The following is an 18,549-nucleotide window of genomic DNA, read 5'->3' on the forward strand; positions in this document are numbered from 1 at the left end:
ATGAATGCTGAAGACTCCTTGAAACTTGCTCGCCGGTTTATCGGGTTGCCCCTGGAAAAGCGCCAGATGTTCCTCGCGGCCCTGCAAAAGGAGGGCGTGGATTTCGCGCGTTTCCCGATACCTGCCGGCATCGAAGCCGAGGATCGTCAGGCGCTGTCTTACGCACAGCGACGCATGTGGTTCTTGTGGCAGCTTGATCCGCAGAGCGGCGCCTACAATCTGCCCGGCGCGGTGCGGCTCAACGGTCGACTGAACCTGGTGGCACTGGAGCAAGCCTTCGCCAGCCTGGTGGCGCGTCACGAAACCTTGCGTACGGTGTTCCAGCGCCAGGCCGATGACAGCCTGCTGCAAGTGCCGGCCACGGCGCCGTTGGTGATTACCCGGGAGGACTTCAGCGCACTGTCGGCCAGTGAGCGCGAACAGGCGGTGATTCACGCGGCCGAACAGCAGTCGGTGCTGCCATTTGATCTGGCGGTCGGCCCGTTGTTGCGCGTCACCTTGCTCAAGCTCGCCGAGCAGGAACACGTGCTGCTGCTGACCCTGCACCACATCGTGTCCGATGGCTGGTCGATGAACGTCTTGATCGACGAATTCATTCGCTGCTACGACGCCTTCGACGCAGGGCAGGCGCCGCAATTGCCGCCACTGCCGATCCAGTACAGCGACTATGCGCTGTGGCAACGGCGCTGGCTGGAAGCCGGTGAGCAGGCGCGCCAGCTCGATTACTGGCAGGCGCAACTCGGCGACGAGCACCCGGTGCTGGAGCTGCCACTGGATCATTCGCGCCCGGCGATGCCGAGCTATCGCGGCACCCGTTACGAGTTCGCGGTCGACGGCCAACTGGCCGAGCAACTGCGCAGCACTGCGCAACAGCATCAGGTCACCGTGTTCATGCTCCTGCTCGGTGCCTTCAATGCGCTGCTGCACCGTTATACCGGGCAGACCGACCTGCGCGTCGGCGTGCCGATCGCCAACCGCAATCGCGGCGAGATCGAGGGCCTGATCGGTTTCTTCGTCAACACCCAGGTGCTGCGCACGCAGCTGCACGGCCAGACCCGGGTCGACCAACTGCTGCGCGCGATCAAGGAAACCGCGCTGGGTGCCCAGGCCCATCAGGATCTGCCGTTCGAGCAACTGGTCGAGGCCCTGAAGCTGGAGCGCAGCCTCAGCCACACGCCGCTGTTCCAGGTGATGTACAACCATCAGCCGCAAGTGGCCGATATCGCCACGATCAGCACCGCATCCGGCCTGCTGCTCGACAGCCTCGACTGGCAGAGCCGCACCACCCAGTTCGACCTGACGCTGGACACCTGGGAGAAGGGCGGCAAGCTGCACGCCGCACTGACCTACGCCAGCGACCTGTTCGATGCACCGACCATCGAGCGCATGGCGCGGCACTGGCTGCGCCTGTTGTCTGCGATGGTCGCTGATCAGTCGCAGCGGATCGGTGAGTTGCCGCTGCTGGAGGCGGACGAGCAGCACACGCTGGTGCATGCCTGGAACAACGTCCACGCGCAGTACCCGAGCGACACGCCGATTCATCAACTGATCGAAGCGCAGGTCGCGCGTACGCCGCAGGCACCGGCACTGGTGTTCGGCGAGCAGACCCTGAGTTACGCCGAACTGGATGCCCGAGCCAATCGCCTGGCGCATCTGCTGCGCGAACAGGGTGTGCAGGCGGACAGTCTGGTCGGCGTTTGCGCCCTGCGTTCGGTGGAAATGGTCGTCGCGCTGCTGGCGATTCTCAAGGCCGGCGGCGCCTACGTGCCGCTGGACCCGGAGTATCCGCAGGAACGCCTGGCCTACATGATCGAGGACAGCGGCATCAGCTTGTTGCTGACGCAACAGGCGCTGCTGGCAACGCTGCCGACTGAGGGCGTGCAGCTCATCACCCTGGACCAGCCAGGTCTGCTCGACAGTTACAGCGACAGCCGTCCCGACGTCAGCGTCGATTCGCTGAACCTGGCCTACGTGATTTACACCTCGGGCTCCACCGGTAAACCCAAGGGCGCCGGCAACAGTCACGCGGCGCTGGTCAACCGTCTGTGCTGGATGCAGGACGCTTATGCGCTGGATGCCAGTGATTCGGTGTTGCAGAAAACCCCGTTCAGTTTCGACGTGTCGGTGTGGGAGTTCTTCTGGCCGCTGCTGACCGGCGCGCGGCTGGTGGTGGCCGCGCCGGGCGCACACCGTGATCCGCTGCAACTGATTGATAGCATCAACCGCCACGGCATCAGCACGCTGCACTTCGTGCCGTCGATGCTGCAGGCGTTCATCCACGAGACGGGCGTGGAAAGCTGCAGCGGTCTCAAGCGCATTGTCTGCAGCGGTGAAGCATTGCCGCTGGATGCACAGCTGCAAGTCTTCGCCAAACTGCCGAACGCCGGCCTCTACAACTTGTACGGCCCCACCGAGGCGGCCATCGACGTCACCCACTGGACCTGTGTCGATGAAGGCGCGGACAGCGTGCCGATCGGCCGGCCAATCGCCAATCTGCGCACCCTGGTGTTGGATGCCGAGTTGCTGCCGGTACCGAGCGGCGTGGCCGGTGAACTGTATCTGGGCGGCGCCGGGCTGGCGCGCAGTTATCACCAGCGCCCGGCGCTGACGGCCGAACGTTTTGTGCCGTGCCCGTTCCATGACGGCGCGCGCCTGTACCGCACCGGCGACCGTGTGCGTCAGCGCGCCGACGGGGTGATCGAATACCTCGGTCGTCTCGACCACCAGGTGAAGTTGCGCGGCCTGCGCATCGAGCTGGGTGAAATCGAGACCCGCCTGATGCAGCACTCGCTGGTGCGTGAGGCGGTGGTGCTGGTGCAAGGCGGCAAGCATCTGGTGGCTTATCTGGTCCTGGAAAACCCGCAGGCAGACGAACAGTGGCAGCAGGACGTCAAGGCGTGGCTGCTCGGCAGCCTGCCGGAGTTCATGGTGCCGACCTACCTGATCACCCTCGACAAATTGCCGGTCACCGCCAACGGCAAACTCGACCGCAAGGCATTGCCGCAACCGGATGCCGCGCCACAACAGGCGTTCGTGGCGCCACAGGATGCAATGCAGAAAGCCCTCGCGGCGATCTGGGAAGCTGTGCTCGGCCTCGAACGCGTCGGCCTCGAGGACAACTTCTTCGAGCTGGGCGGCGATTCGATCATTTCGATTCAAGTGGTCAGCCGTGCGCGGCAGGCCGGGATCCGTATCAGCCCGCGTGACCTGTTCCAGTACCAGACCGTGCGCAGTCTGGCGCTGGTCGCGAGCCACGATAATCTTTCCTCGGTGGATCAGGGGCCGGTGACCGGCGACGCCGTGCTCGGGCCGATCCAGCAAGATTTCTTCAGCCGGGGCATGCCGGTGCGTGAGCACTGGAACCAATCGTTGCTGCTGACCCCGCGTGAGGCATTGCACGCGCAGTGGCTCGATGCCGCGCTGACGCACCTGATCAATCACCACGACGCCTTGCGTCTGCGCTTTGTCGAGAGTGCCGAAGGCTGGCAGCAAAGCCACGGCCCGCTGCTGGCAGGCGCTGAGCTGTGGCAACGCGACGCCGAGTCTGCCGAGCAGTTGAATGCGCTGTGCAACGAAGCTCAGCACAGCCTCGACCTGCAAAACGGCCCGTTGCTACGTGCCTTGCTGGTGAACTTGGCCGACGGCTCGCAACGACTGGCGCTGATCATTCATCACCTGGCGGTCGATGGTGTTTCCTGGCGGGTGCTGCTGGAAGATCTGCAGCAAGCTTACGAGCAACTCGCGGCGGGTGGCGGTATTCAGTTGCCGGCCAAGACCACCGCGTTCCAGAGCTGGACCGCGCGTCTGGCGAATGAAGCGTCGCGCTTCGATGACCAATTGGGCTATTGGAAAGCCCAGCATCAGGGCGCCAAGGATCTGCCGTGCGACCGTGCCGATGGCAGCCTGCACAACCTGCATGGCGAGAAAATCGAATGGCGCCTCGACACCGAGCGTACCCGCCAGTTGCTGCAACAGGCACCTGCTGCGTACCGCACGCAGGTCAATGATCTGTTGCTCACCGCACTGGCGCGCACCATCAGCGGCTGGAGCCAGCAGCCGGGCACGCTGATCGAACTGGAAGGGCATGGCCGCGAAGACCTGTTCGATGGCATCGACCTGACCCGCACCGTGGGCTGGTTCACCAGCCTGTTCGCGGTCAACCTGACGGCCCGTGATGATCTCGACGGGTCAATCAAGACGATCAAGGAGCAACTGCGCGCAGTGCCGGACAAAGGTCTGGGTTACGGCGTGCTACGGCATCTGGCCGCGCCGTCGGTACGGGCCGAACTGGCCGCGTTGCCGCAGCCGCGCATCACCTTCAACTATCTGGGCCAGTTCGACCGCCAGTTCGACGAGGCGGCGCTGTTCGTGCCGTCCGTCGAAACCAGCGGTGTGGCGCAGGACCCGGCGGCGCCTTTGGGCAACTGGCTGACCGTGGAATGTCAGGTATACGGCAGCGAGCTGTCGATGAGCTGGGGCTTCAGCCGCGAAATGTTCGACAGTGCCACGGTGCAGCAACTGGTCGATCAATACGCCATTGAACTGCAGGCGCTGATCGAACACTGCTGCACCTTGGCAACTGCGCAGGCGACGCCGTCGGACTTCCCGCTGGCCCGCGTGACCCAGGCGCAACTGGATGCGCTGCCGGTGCCGGCCGGTCAGCTGGATGATGTCTATCCACTGTCGCCGATGCAGCAGGGTTTGCTGTTCCACACCCTCTACGAACAAGCCGCGGGTGAGTACATCAACCAGTTGCGCGTTGACGTGCAAGGCCTTGACCCTGAGCGGTTCCGCGCTGCCTGGCAGGCCACCGTCGATGCGCAGGACATTCTGCGCAGCGGGTTCGTCTGGCAGGGCGAACTGGCGCAGCCGCTGCAGATCGTCCACAAGCAGGTGCAATTGCCGTTCACCACGCTGGACTGGCGTCAGCGTGACGATCAGCCGGCAGCCCTCGCGGCGTTGGCCGATGCCGAGCGCCAGCAAGGATTTGACCTGAGCAATGCTCCGTTGCTGCGTCTGGTGCTGGTGCAAACCGCTGCCGAGCAATGGCACCTGATCTACACCCATCATCACATTCTGATGGACGGCTGGAGCAACTCGCAGCTGCTTGGCGAAGTGTTGCAGCGCTACAGCGGTCGCACGCCGGCCAATGGCGGCGGACGTTACCGCGATTACATCGCCTGGCTGCAACGCCAGGACACTCAACTCAGTCAGGACTTCTGGAACGGTCAGTTGGCCGCGCTGCAGGAGCCGACCCGACTGGCTCGCGCGGCTACGGGCGGTGAACGCGACAGCGGCCACGGCGACCATTACCTGACACTGGACGTGCCGCGCACCCAAGCACTGGAAGCGTTTGCCCGGCAGCAGAAAGTTACCGTCAACACCCTCGTCCAAGCCGCGTGGCTGCTGTTGCTGCAACGCTACACCGGTCATGACGCGGTGGCGTTCGGTGCGACCGTGGCCGGGCGTCCGGCGGATCTGCCGGGCATCGAGCAGCAAGTCGGCCTGTTCATCAACACCTTGCCGGTCATCGGCGCGCCGCGTCCGGACCAAAGCGTTGGCCAATGGCTGCAAGCGGTACAGGCGCAAAACCTCAGCCTGCGCGACTTCGAACACACGCCGCTGGCGGACATCCAGCGCTGGGCCGGGCAGGGCGGTGAAGCGCTGTTCGACAACATTCTGGTGTTCGAAAACTACCCGATTGCCCAGGCGCTGAGCCAGGCCGGGCAAGGCCTGACATTCGGTGATGTCGGCAACCTTGAACAGACCCACTACGCCCTGAGCGTGGCGGTCACCCTCGGTCAGCAACTGGCGCTGCACTACAGCTTCGACCGCAGCCAGTTTGCCGGTGAAGTGATCGAAGGCATCAGTGCCCACCTGCTGCAATTGCTTGAGCAGTTTGCGCTGTCGGCCGAGCGCAACCTTGGTGAAATCGCTCTGGCCAGTGCGCAAGAGCATGCCCGCCAGCAAGCTGAAAACCATCCGCAGCCGTACCCGGTGAACATCGCTGTGCATCAGCGCATTGCCGCGCTGGCGGCCGAACGTCCGCAGCGCACAGCGGTGATTTTCAACGGTCAGCACTTCAGTTATGGCGAGATCGAGCAGCGTGCCAATCAACTGGCCCACGCGCTGATCGCCCGTGGCGTCGGCGCCGAGACCCGGGTCGGCGTGGCCCTGCCGCGCAGCGAAGCGGTGATCGTCGCGCTGCTGGCGGTGCTCAAGGCCGGCGGTGCCTATGTGCCGCTGGACACCAGTTACCCGCGTGAACGCCTGGCCTATCTGATCGAGGATTCGGGGCTGGCGCTGTTGCTCTGCGATTCATCGGTGTCGGCGCAATTGCCGGTGGCCGAGTCGGTGCCGTTGCTGGAACTGGATCGTCTCGACCTGCGCGAGTTGCCGATCAAGGCGCCACAGGTGCAACTCGATCCGCACAACCTCGCGTACGTGATCTACACCTCCGGTTCCACCGGTAATCCGAAAGGCGTCAGCGTTGCCCACGGCCCGTTGGCGATGCATTGCCAGGCCATCGGTCAGCGCTACGAAATGCGCGACAGCGACTGCGAATTCCACTTCATGTCGTTCGCCTTCGACGGCGCCCACGAACGCTGGCTGACCAGTCTGACTCACGGTGCTTCGCTGCTGATTCGTGACGACACGCTGTGGACGCCGGAGCAGACCTGCAACGCCATGATCGAACACGGAGTGACCGTCGTCGCATTCCCGCCGGTGTACCTGCAACAACTGGCCGAACACGCCGAACGCGTTGGCAATCCGCCGAAAGTGCGGATCTATTGCTTCGGCGGTGATGCGGTGCCGAATGCCAGTTTCGAGCGGGTCAAACGCGCGCTGGACCCGGACTACATCATCAATGGTTACGGCCCGACCGAAACCGTGGTCACTCCGCTGATCTGGAAGGCCGGTCGCGAGGTGCCATGCGGCGCCGCCTACGCGCCAATCGGCAGCCGCATCGGTGACCGCAGCGCCTATGTACTCGACGCCGATCTGAACCTGTTGCCGCAAGGCATGGCCGGTGAGTTGTACCTCGGTGGTACCGGTCTGGCTCGGGGTTATCTGAACCGTCCGGGGCTGACCGCCGAGCGCTTTGTCGCCGACCCGTTCAGCGCGCACGGCGGCTTGCTCTATCGCACGGGCGACCTGGTGCGCCAGCGCGTCGACGGCACGTTCGACTATCTGGATCGCATCGACAATCAGGTGAAAATCCGCGGTTTCCGTATTGAACTGGGCGAAGTCGAAGCGGCGCTGCAAGCCCTCGACGGCGTGCGTGAAGCGGTGGTCGTGGCGCAGGAAGGCAGCGCCGGCAGTGGCAAGCGTCTGGTGGCGTACGTGGTCGGCGATTCGGCCCGTGCCGACTTCACCGAAGACCTGCGCGCGCAGCTCAAGGCCAGCTTGCCGGCGCACATGGTGCCGGCGTATGTCCTGCGTCTGGAGCGCATGCCGCTGACGCCGAACGGCAAGCTCGATCGCAAGAACCTGCCGAAACCGGACGTCAGCCAACTGCAACAGGCCTACGTCGCGCCACTGACTGCGCTGCAGCAGCAACTGGCGGCGATCTGGCAAGACGTGCTCAAACTTGAGCAAGTCGGCGTCAGCGATAACTTCTTCGAGCTGGGCGGCGACTCGATCATCTCGATTCAGGTGGTCAGCCGGGCACGTCAGGCCGGGATTCGCTTCACGCCTAAAGACCTGTTCCAGCACCAGACCATTCAGGCACTGGCCGCAGTCGCGCAGACCGGCGAGGCGGTGCAGCCAATCGATCAGCAAGCGCAAACCGGCGAAACCGCGCTGCTGCCGATTCATCAGGCATTTTTCGCCGAGGCGATTCCCGACCGTCACCACTGGAACCAGTCGGTGATGCTCAAGCCGATGCAGGCGTTGGACGCTCAGGTACTGGAGCAAGCGCTGGATGCGTTGGTCGTTCAGCACGACAGTTTGCGTCTGGACTTTGTCAAGCAGGCCACTGGTTGGTCGGCGCACTACCGCGACGTCGACACCCAAGCGGGGGAAACCATCCTCTGGCAGGTCGAGGTCGCTGACCTCGCAGCCCTTGAAACGCTGGGCGACAAGGCTCAGCGCAGCCTGCAACTGAGCGGCGGTTCGCTGATCCGTGCGGTGCTGGCGAACCTGGCTGATGGCAGTCAGCGTCTGCTGCTGATCGTCCATCACCTGGTGGTCGATGGCGTGTCGTGGCGGATTCTGTTCGAAGATCTGCAGAACGCCTATCGCCAGCTCCTCGCAGGTAAGCCCGTGCAATTGCCGGCGAAAACCAGTGCGGTCAAAGCTTGGGCGGCTGCGTTGCAGGACTACGCCACCACGCCTGCGTTGCAGGCCGAACTGGGCTTCTGGCAGCAGCAGTTGCAGGGCGCTTCGGCGGCCTTGCCTTACGACCATCCGAACGGTGGGCAGCAACACGATCAGGCGCTGACGATCCGTAGCAAACTGGACAAGGCCCTGACCCGTCAACTCTTGCAGGATGCGCCACAGGCTTATCGTACGCAGGTCAACGACCTGTTGCTGACCGCGCTGGCGCGGGTGCTGGTGCGCTGGACCGGGGACGACAATGCACTGGTGTTGCTTGAGGGCCATGGTCGTGAAGACCTGTTCGAACACCTCGACCTGACCCGCACAGTGGGCTGGTTCACCAGCGTATTCCCGGCTCGGCTGGCACCGGCCGCCGAACTCGGCGCGTCGCTCAAGCAGATCAAGGAACAGCTGCGGGCGATCCCCAACAAAGGCATCGGCTTCGGCGCGCTCGCACACCTTGGTGATGAGCCGGCGCGTGCCACCCTGCAAGCCTTGCCGGCGCCGCGCCTGACCTTCAACTACCTCGGCCAGTTCGACGGCAGTTTCGACGCCGCCAGCGACGCCTTGTTCGTGCCGACCGGCGAGTCCGGCGGCGCAGAGGTCAATATGCAAGGCCCGCTGGGCAACCCGCTGGCGCTCAACGGCAAGGTCTTCGGCGGCGAGCTGGACCTGAGCTGGACCTACAGCGGCGCGATGTTCGACGCCGCCACCATCCAGCGACTGGCCGACGACTATCTGCAGGAACTGACTGCACTGATCGGTCACTGTTGCGACAGTGCCAACCGTGGTGTGACGCCGTCGGACTTCCCGCTGGCGCAACTGTCGCAGCCGCAACTGGATGCGCTGGTGCTGGAGCCGCAAGGCATCGATGACATCTACCCGCTGTCGCCGATGCAGCAGGGCATGCTTTTCCATACCCTGCTCGAACATGGCAATGGCGACTACATCAACCAGATGCGTCTGGACGTCGAGGGCGTCGAGCCGCAGCGCTTCCGCGCCGCGTGGCAAGCGGTGGTGGATGCCCACGACATTCTGCGTACCGGGTTCTTCTGGCAGGGTGACCTGCCGCAACCGGTGCAAGTGGTGCAACGTCAGGTCGAGGTGCCGTTCAGCGTGCTCGACTGGCACGGCAGGACTGATCTTGATGCCGCCCTGCAAACCCTCGCCGATGAGGAGCGCGCACTGGGTCTGGACCTGAGCTGCGCGCCGCTGATGCGTCTGGTGCTGGTGCGCACCGCAGCCGATCGTCATCACTTGATCTACACCAACCATCACATCCTGATGGACGGCTGGAGCAGCGCGCAGTTGCTCGGCGAAGTGTTGCAGCACTACAGCGGCGAAGCGGTCGCCCGTGGCGCGGGTCGCTACCGTGATTACATCGCTTGGCTGCAGCGTCAGGATGGCGCGGCGGCTGAAGCCTACTGGCTGGCGACGCTGGGCAATCTGCAAGAACCGACGCGCCTGGCCAATGCCATCGCGCGGCCGCACGCCGGTTTGCCGAGCGTGGGTTATGGCGATCATTACCAGGTGCTGGACGCCAAGCTGAGCCAGCGCCTGGGCGAGTTTGCCCGGGCCGCGAAAGTCACCGTCAACACCGTGGTGCAAGCGGCGTGGCTACTGCTGTTGCAGCGCTATACCGGTAAGGATTGCGTGGCGTTCGGCGCCACCGTCGCCGGGCGCCCGGCGGATCTGCCGGGTGCCGAGGCGCAGATCGGCCTGTTCATCAACACGCTGCCGGTGGTTGCCGCGCCGCCCGCGCAGCAGAGCGTGGTCGCCTGGCTGCAAGCGGTGCAGGCGCAGAACCTCGCCTCGCGTGAGTTTGAACACACGCCGCTGGCGGACATTCAGCGCTGGGCCGGGCAGGGCGGTGACGCGCTGTTCGACAGCCTGATGGTGTTCGAGAACTACCCGATTGGCGAAGCACTGGAGCGCGGTGCACCGCAAGGTCTGCGCTTCGGCGCGGTGGCCAATCAGGAGCAGACCAACTATCCGCTGACCCTGCTGGTCAACATGGGCACGCAACTGTCGGTGCATTTCAGTTATCAGCGTGACAGCTTCGCGTCGGCCAGCGTGGCGCAGTTGGGCGCGCACCTGCAGCGTCTGCTGAGCCAGATGGCGGATGCCGGCGAGCGCACGCTGAGCGAGCTGAACCTGATCGAACACAGCCCGCAGGTGAACAGCGATTTCGCCACCGAGTGGTGCATCCATCAGGCCATCGCCCATCAAGTGGCGGCAACTCCGGATGCCTTGGCGGTGACCTTCGCCGATACACAACTGACCTACGCCGAACTGGACGCGCAGGCCAACCGTTTGGCGCACACGCTGATCGAGCTGGGTGTCGGCCCGGAAGTGCGAGTGGGCGTGGCGATGCCGCGCTCCGAGCAGTTGCTGGTCGCCTTGCTCGCGGTGCTCAAGGCCGGTGGCGCCTATGTGCCGCTGGACCCGGACTACCCGGCGGATCGCGTCGCTTACATGCTGGAAGACAGTCGGGCGCGGGTGCTGCTCACCGAGCAGGCTGTTGCCGCGACCCTGAGCGTGCCGGGCGATACGCAAGTGCTGCTGTTGGATCAGCTGTCGCTGAGCGGTTATCCGAGCAGCCAGCCGCAAACATCGGTCGCGCCAGACAACCTCGCTTACGTGATCTACACCTCCGGTTCTACCGGCAAACCAAAGGGCGTGGCGATTGCCCATCGCAACGTCATGGCGCTGATCGACTGGTCGGCCAAGGTCTACAGCCGCGATGACATTCAAGGCGTACTGGCCTCGACTTCGGTGTGCTTCGACCTGTCGGTGTGGGAGCTGTTTGTCACCTTGGCCAACGGTGGCTCGCTGATCATCGCGCGCAATGCACTGGAGCTGCCGCAACTGCCGGCCCGCGACCAGGTGCGCCTGATCAATACCGTGCCGTCGGCGATTGCCGCACTGCAGCGCACCGGGCAGATTCCGCCGGGCGTGCGCATCATCAACCTGGCGGGTGAACCGCTGAAACAAGCCCTGGTGGAGGCGCTGTATCAACCGTCGACCGTCGAGCACGTCTACGACCTGTACGGCCCGTCGGAAGACACCACCTATTCGACCTGGACCCGCCGCAGTGCCGGTGGTCAGGCGCGGATCGGGCGCGCGCTCGAGCACAGCGCCAGCCATCTGCTGGATGCCGATCTGCACGCGGTGCCGCAGGGCGTTTCGGCCGAGCTGTACCTGTCCGGCGCCGGCATCACGCGCGGTTATCTGGGGCGGGCGGCGATGACCGCCGAGCGCTTCGTACCGAATCCTTTCGTCGGCAACGGCGAGCGCATGTACCGCACCGGCGACCTGATTCGTGAGCGTGAAGCGGGGGAACTGGAGTACATGGGCCGGATCGACCATCAGGTGAAAATTCGTGGATTCCGCATCGAACTGGGGGAGATCGAGGCGCGATTGCTCGCTCAACCGGCAGTCACCGAAGCGGCGGTGCTGGCCGTCGAAAGCGACACCGGCGCGCAACTGGTGGCGTATGTGGTCGCTCCGCAACTGGACATGCACGACGGCGACGCGCAGCGCCAACTGCGCGACGGACTAAAGACTGGCCTCAAGTCTTCGTTACCTGACTACATGATTCCCGCGCACCTGCTGTTCCTTGAGCAGTTGCCACTGACCCCCAACGGCAAACTCGACCGCAAGGCCCTGCCGGCGGTCGATGCCAGCCAGATGCAGGCCGCGTATGTCGCGCCGCACAGTGAGCTTGAGCAGCAGGTCGCGGCGATCTGGCAGCAAGTGCTCGAAGTGCAACGCATCGGTCTCAACGATCACTTCTTCGAACTCGGCGGGCACTCGCTGCTGGCGGTCAACGTGGTGTCGCGCATGGCCCTTGAACTGGGCCTGACGCTGACCCCGCAACTGTTATTCCAGCACCCCGTCCTGAGCGACTTTGTCGCTCGACTCGATACAGGAGGCGGGGCAATCAACGAACAGAAACTGAGCAAGCTGGAAGCCCTGCTTGACGATATGGAGGAAGTCTGATGGACAAGAGTGTTGCTTTGAGGGTAGCCAAGCGCTTTATCACTCTGCCGCTGGACAAACGTAAGCTGTACCTGGAAAAGATGCTCGAAGAGGGTGTCTCTCCGGCTAACCTGCCGATCCCGGAAACACGCTCCGGGTTTGCGGCGATTCCTCTGTCGTACGCTCAGGAACGTCAACTGTTCCTCTGGCAAATGGACCCGCACAGCACCGCGTATCACATCCCCAGCGCCTTGCGTCTCAAGGGATGGCTGGATGCGCCAGCGCTGGAACGCAGCTTCAACGCGGTGGCGGCGCGCCATGAAAGCCTGCGCACCACTTTCGCTGAGCAGGGTGAAAGCTTTTGCCAGGTGATTCACCCGCAGTTGCCGCTGACCATCACCTTGGCATCGCTGCCGGCGGGCCTCGATGCCACCGGTGAAGACGCCGCGATCAAGGCGTTCGTCGAAAGCGAAACGACGCGCCCGTTCAATTTGCAGCAGGGCCCGCTGCTGCGGGTGGCGCTGCTCAACGTCGCGGATGACGATCATGTGTTGGTGCTGATCCAGCACCACATCATCTCTGATGGCTGGTCGATCAAAGTCCTGGTCAACGAGCTGATCCAGCATTACGCCGCCGACACCGCCGGGCAGCCGCTGAGCCTGCCGGAGCTGGAGGTGCAATACGCCGACTACGCGATCTGGCAGCGGCACTGGCTGGAAGCGGGCGAGCGTGAGCGCCAGTTGGCCTACTGGGTCAAGACCCTGGGCGGCGAGCAGTCGGTGCTGGAGCTGCCGATCGATTTCCCGCGCCCGGCGGTGCAAAGCCTGCGCGGTGCGCGGCTGGAACTGAACCTGCCGGCAGACCTCGGTGACGCCCTCAAACAACTGGCGCAGCGCGAAGGTGCGAGCCTGTTCATGCTGTTGCTGGCGTCGTTCCAGGCGTTGCTGCATCGCTACAGCGGTCAGGCGCAGATTCGCGTCGGGGTGCCGACGGCCAACCGCAACCGGGTCGAGACCGAAGGCCTGATCGGCTTCTTCGTCAACACTCAAGTGCTGAATGCCGAGGTCAGCGGGCAACTGCCGTTCAACCAGTTGCTGGCTCAGGTCAAGCAGGCGGCGATGGCCGCGCAGGCGCATCAGGATCTGCCGTTCGAGCAACTGATCGAAGCCCTGCAACCTGAGCGCAGCCTGAGCCACAGCCCGGTGTTCCAGGTGATGTTCAACCACCAGACCAGCCGTGATCAGGGGCGCAGCGCGGCGCAGTTGCCGCAGCTGAGTGTCGAGGATGTGCAGTGGGAAGGGCGCACCGCGCAGTTCGACCTGACGCTCAATACCTACGAATCCAGCGACGGCTTTGCCGCCGAGCTGACCTACGCCACCGATCTTTTCAAAGCTGAAACCGTCGAGCGCCTGGCGCGTCACTGGCAGAACCTGCTGCGCGGCATCGTCACCGCACCGAGCCAGCGCGTCGGCGAATTGCCGTTGCTGGAAAGCGCCGAACACGGCGTGCTGTTGCAGGACTGGTTGCGCATCGCCGAGCGCACTGCGCAAGCCGAATGCGTGCAGCAGGATTTCTCCAGGCGTGCGCAGCAAACACCGCAGGCCACTGCACTGATCATCGGCGAAGACGTGCTCAGCTACGGCGAGCTGGATGAGCGCTCCAGTCAACTGGCGCACAAGCTGATCGAGGCCGGTGTCGGCCCGGATCAACGGGTCGGCATCGCCGTCGAGCGCAGCGTGGAAATGATCGTCGGCCTGCTGGCGATCCTCAAGGCCGGTGGTGCTTATGTGCCGCTGGACCCGGCGTATCCGCAAGATCGCCTGGCCTACATGATCGAGGACAGCGGCCTGCAATTGCTGCTGACCCAGAGCCATTTGCAGGCGCAGCTGCCGATTCCGGCGGGCGTGCAAAGCCTGTTGCTCGATCAACCTCACGACTGGCTGGCGGCTTATCCACCGACCGCGCCGGACGTTGCCGTCAACGGTGAGCATCTGGCGTACACGATCTACACCTCCGGTTCCACCGGCAAACCCAAAGGCGTGATGGTGCGCCACGCGGCGCTGAGCAACTTTGTCGCGAGCATGATCAAGCAGCCGGGCATCGTGGCCACCGATCGTGTGTTGTCGCTGACCACGTTCTCGTTCGATATTTTCGGCCTGGAAATCTACGGCCCATTGCTGGCCGGCGCCTGTGTGGTGCTGACCGGCAAGGATGTGCATCAAGACCCGCAAGCGGTGCTCGAACTGATCGAGCGGCATGCCGTGACTGTGCTGCAAGCTACGCCATCGACCTGGCGCATGCTGCTGGACAACGAGCACGCGGCGATTCTCAATGGCCGCACGTTCCTTTGTGGCGGTGAAGCGTTGCCGCAAGAACTGGCCAATCGCATGCTGGCACTGACGTCGAGCGTGTGGAACCTCTACGGCCCGACCGAAACCACCATCTGGTCGGCGCAGCACGCCTTGAGTGCAGACAACAGTCGTCCATTCCTCGGCACGCCCATCGACAACACCGCGTTGTACATCCTCGGCAGCGACCTTGAGCTCAATCCGCTCGGCGCCCCGGGGGAGCTGCTGATCGGTGGTGACGGCCTGGCCCGGGGTTACTTCCAGCGTCCAGGCCTGACGGCTGAACGTTTTGTCCCGGATCCATTCTCGAACACCGGCGCACGGCTGTACCGCACCGGCGACCTGACCCGCTACCGTGCCGAAGGCGTGATCGAGTACATCGGGCGGATCGACCATCAGGTGAAAATCCGTGGTTTGCGGATTGAACTCGGTGAGATCGAAGCGCGTTTGCTCGCCCTCGCTAGCGTGCGCGAAACTGTGGTGGTTGCGCAGGATGGCCCGACTGGCCCGCAACTGGTTGGCTATGTGGTAGCGACCGCCGACGATATTGATGAAGTCGAACTGCGCGCCGCATTGAAAGCCAGTCTCAAGGCCGAGCTGCCGGAATACATGGTGCCGGCGCACTTGTTGTTCCTCGCGCAACTGCCGCTGACGCCCAACGGCAAAGTCGACCGCAAAGCTTTGCCGGCACCCGACGCCAGCCAGCTGCAATCAACTTACCTCGCGCCGCAAACCGCCACTCAGCACAGCGTTGCCGAGATCTGGCAAGCGGTGCTCAAGCTCGATCGCGTGGGCCTGAGCGATAACTTCTTTGAACTGGGCGGGCACTCGTTGCTGGTCACGCAAGTGGTCTCGCGCGTGCGTCAGGCGCTGAACGTTCAGGTGCCGCTGCGCACGTTGTTCGAACACAGCACGCTGGAAGACTTTGTCGCCGCGCTGGGTGTTGAGCAGGCGCCTCAGGAGCCACCGATTGTCGCGTTGCCACGCCTGCAACCGCTGGCGCTGTCCTATGCCCAGGAACGCCAATGGTTCCTCTGGCAACTGGAACCGACCAGTACCGCTTATCACGTACCGGCGGCGTTGCGTCTGCGCGGTGAGCTGGATCTGCCGGCGCTGCAGCGCAGCTTCGACGCGCTGATCGAGCGCCACGAATCCCTGCGCACCTGCTTCGTCGAACAGCAGGGCCAGACTCTGCAAGTGATTCAGGCTCACGGCACGCTCGATCTGCAAGTGCAGGACGTGGCGGCAGATCTCGGCGAGACCGCGTTGCAAGCGCTGGTCGGCGCAGAAACCCTGCACCTGTTCAATCTGCAGCAAGGCCCGCTGTTGCGGGTCAAGCTGCTGCGTCTGGCGGCCGATGACCACGCGCTGGTCATCACCCTGCACCACATCGTCGCCGATGGCTGGTCGATGAATGTCATGGTTGATGAGCTGGTGGCGTTGTATGCCGCGTACAGCCAGGGCCAGAGCGTGCAATTGCCGGCGCTGCCGGTGCAATACGCCGACTACGCGGTGTGGCAAAAGCACTGGATGGCGGCGGGGGAACGCGAGCGTCAGCTGAGCTACTGGACCGCACAACTCGGCGATGGCGATCAACCGTTGCTGGAGTTACCGACGGATCGTCCGCGCCCACCCGAGCAAAGCTATCGTGGTGCCCGTCGTGATATTCCGCTGAGCCTCGAACTGGCCACCGCGCTCAAGCAACTGGCGCAGCGCGAGAACGTCACGCTGTTTGCGCTGTTGCTGGCGTCGTTCCAGACCTTGCTGCACCGTTACAGCGGTCAGGCCGACATCCGTGTCGGTGTGCCGGTGGCCAACCGCAACCGGGTCGAGACCGAAGGCCTGATCGGTTTCTTCGTCAACACCCAGGTGTTGAAGGCCGAGTTCGACAGTCAGCAGACATTCCGCAGCCTGCTGCAGCAAGTGCAAGGCACCGTGCTCGGCGCCCAGGCCCATCAGGATCTGCCGTTCGAGCAATTGGTCGACGCGCTGCAACCGGAACGCAGCCTCAGCCACAGCCCGCTGTTCCAGGTGATGCACAATCACCAGAGCCAGGTGCGTCAGGCACAAGGTGCCACGCGTCTGCCGAAACTGGCGATTGAAGGCTTGCCTTGGGCGTCCAGTACCGCGCAGTTCGACCTGACCCTGAACACCTTTGAGTCGACTGACAATGTCTGGGCCGAGCTGACGTATGCCACTGACCTGTTCGACACCCCGACCATCGAACGGCTGTCGCAGCACTGGACGAATCTGCTGCAAGGCATCGTCGCCGACAGCGCTCAGCGCATCGCCGAACTGCCGCTGCACGACGCCGCCGAACGCGCGGCGACGCTGCGGCAATGGAACCCGGCCATCAGCGATTTCCCGAGCGAGCAGTGCCTGCATCAACGGATCGAACAACAAGCCGCCCGCGCACCGCGAGCGATTGCCGTGGGCTATGCCGGGCAGACCCTGAGCTACGGCGAACTCAACAGCCGCGCCAATCAGTTGGCCCACAAGCTGATTGCCAGCGGTGTCGGCCCGGACGTGCGCGTCGGTCTGGCGGTGGAGCGCAGCCTCGACATGCTGGTCGGCCTGCTGGCGATTCTCAAGGCCGGCGGCGCCTATGTGCCGCTGGACCCGACGTACCCGGAAGAACGCCTGAGCTACATGATTGGCGACAGCGGCATCGCGCTGCTGCTGACCCAGAGCCATCTGCTCGGGCGTCTGCCGGTGCCGGATTCGCTGCGCAGCCTGATGCTCGATCAGGAGCGTGACGGCCTCGAAGGCTACAGCGACAGTAATCCGCAAGTGTGCATGAGCCCGGACAACCTGGCTTACGTGATTTACACCTCCGGCTCCACCGGGCAGCCGAAGGGCACGTTGCTGGCCCATCGCAACGTGTTGCGCCTGTTCGAGGCCACCGACGCGTGGTTCGGTTTCAGCGCGACGGATGTCTGGAGCCTGTTCCATTCCTACGCCTTCGACTTCTCGGTGTGGGAGATTTTCGGTGCGCTGCTGTACGGCGGCAAACTGGTGGTGGTGCCTTACGAGGTCAGCCGTGCGCCGGAAGATTTCTTCGCCTTGCTTTGCCGCGAAGGCATCACCGTGCTCAACCAGACGCCGTCGGCGTTCAAGCAATTGATGCAAGTGGCGTGTGCCCCGCAGCAAGCGGCGCAACAACTGGCGCTGCGCTACGTGGTGTTCGGCGGCGAGGCGCTGGAGGTCAAGAGCCTGCGTCCGTGGTTCGAACGTTTCGGCGATCAGGCACCGCAACTGATCAACATGTACGGCATCACCGAAACCACCGTACACGTGACCTACCGGCCGTTGTCGATGGCCGATTTGCAGCGTGAGGCCAGCAGTCCGATCGGCGAGCCAATCCCCGACCTGTCCTGGTACTTGCTCGACGGCGATCTGAATCCGGTCGCCAAAGGTTGCATCGGTGAGTTGTACGTCGGTCGCGCCGGCCTGGCTCGCGGTTATCTGAACCGCGCGGATCTGACCACCCTGCGTTTCATTCCCGACCCGTTCGCCGCCGATGGCGGGCGTCTGTACCGTACCGGTGACCTGGCGCGCTACTGCGCCGACGGCGTGATCGAATACATCGGGCGCATCGACCATCAGGTGAAGATTCGCGGTTTCCGTATCGAACTCGGTGAGATCGAAGCGCAACTGTTGGAGCAGGCAGCGGTGCGCCAGGCCGCAGTGCTGGCGCAACCGGGTCTCAGCGGTCAGCAACTGGTGGCGTATCTGGTCCCGAACGATGCCGCGCTGCTCGACGCAAGCCCGGCCGAACAAGCGTTGTGGCGCGACAGCGTGCGCGCTGAACTCAAGGCCAACCTGCCGGATCACATGGTCCCGGCACACCTGTTGCTGCTGGCGCAATTGCCGTTGACCGCCAACGGCAAACTCAACCGCA

2 protein-coding genes (1 of these 2 cut by a window edge) are annotated in these 18,549 nt (G+C 63.9%); both read left to right on the forward strand.

Annotation, left to right across the window (positions count from 1 at the left end; genetic code table 11):
- A complete protein-coding gene (locus tag QMK55_RS23020; protein ID WP_320330018.1) occupies positions 1 to 12,321 on the forward strand; it encodes a non-ribosomal peptide synthase/polyketide synthase in 12,321 nt (4,106 codons plus the stop codon).
- Positions 12,321 to 18,549: the 5' portion of a non-ribosomal peptide synthase/polyketide synthase gene (locus QMK55_RS23025; protein ID WP_320330019.1), read on the forward strand. Its footprint extends 8,768 nt past the window's final position; 6,229 of the gene's 14,997 nt are visible here — the first part of the coding sequence; its start codon is at positions 12,321 to 12,323; the stop codon falls past the right edge of the window. Before QMK55_RS23020 ends, QMK55_RS23025 begins: the two co-directional genes overlap by 1 nt.

This window comes from Pseudomonas sp. P8_229, assembly GCF_034008635.1.
Classification (GTDB): domain Bacteria; phylum Pseudomonadota; class Gammaproteobacteria; order Pseudomonadales; family Pseudomonadaceae; genus Aquipseudomonas.

What these genes read in the sequence shown, in the direction of transcription:
- QMK55_RS23020 (WP_320330018.1), top strand. Translation starts at nt 1, where the DNA reads ATGAATGCTGAAGACTCCTTGAAACTTGCTCGCCGGTTTATCGGGTTG.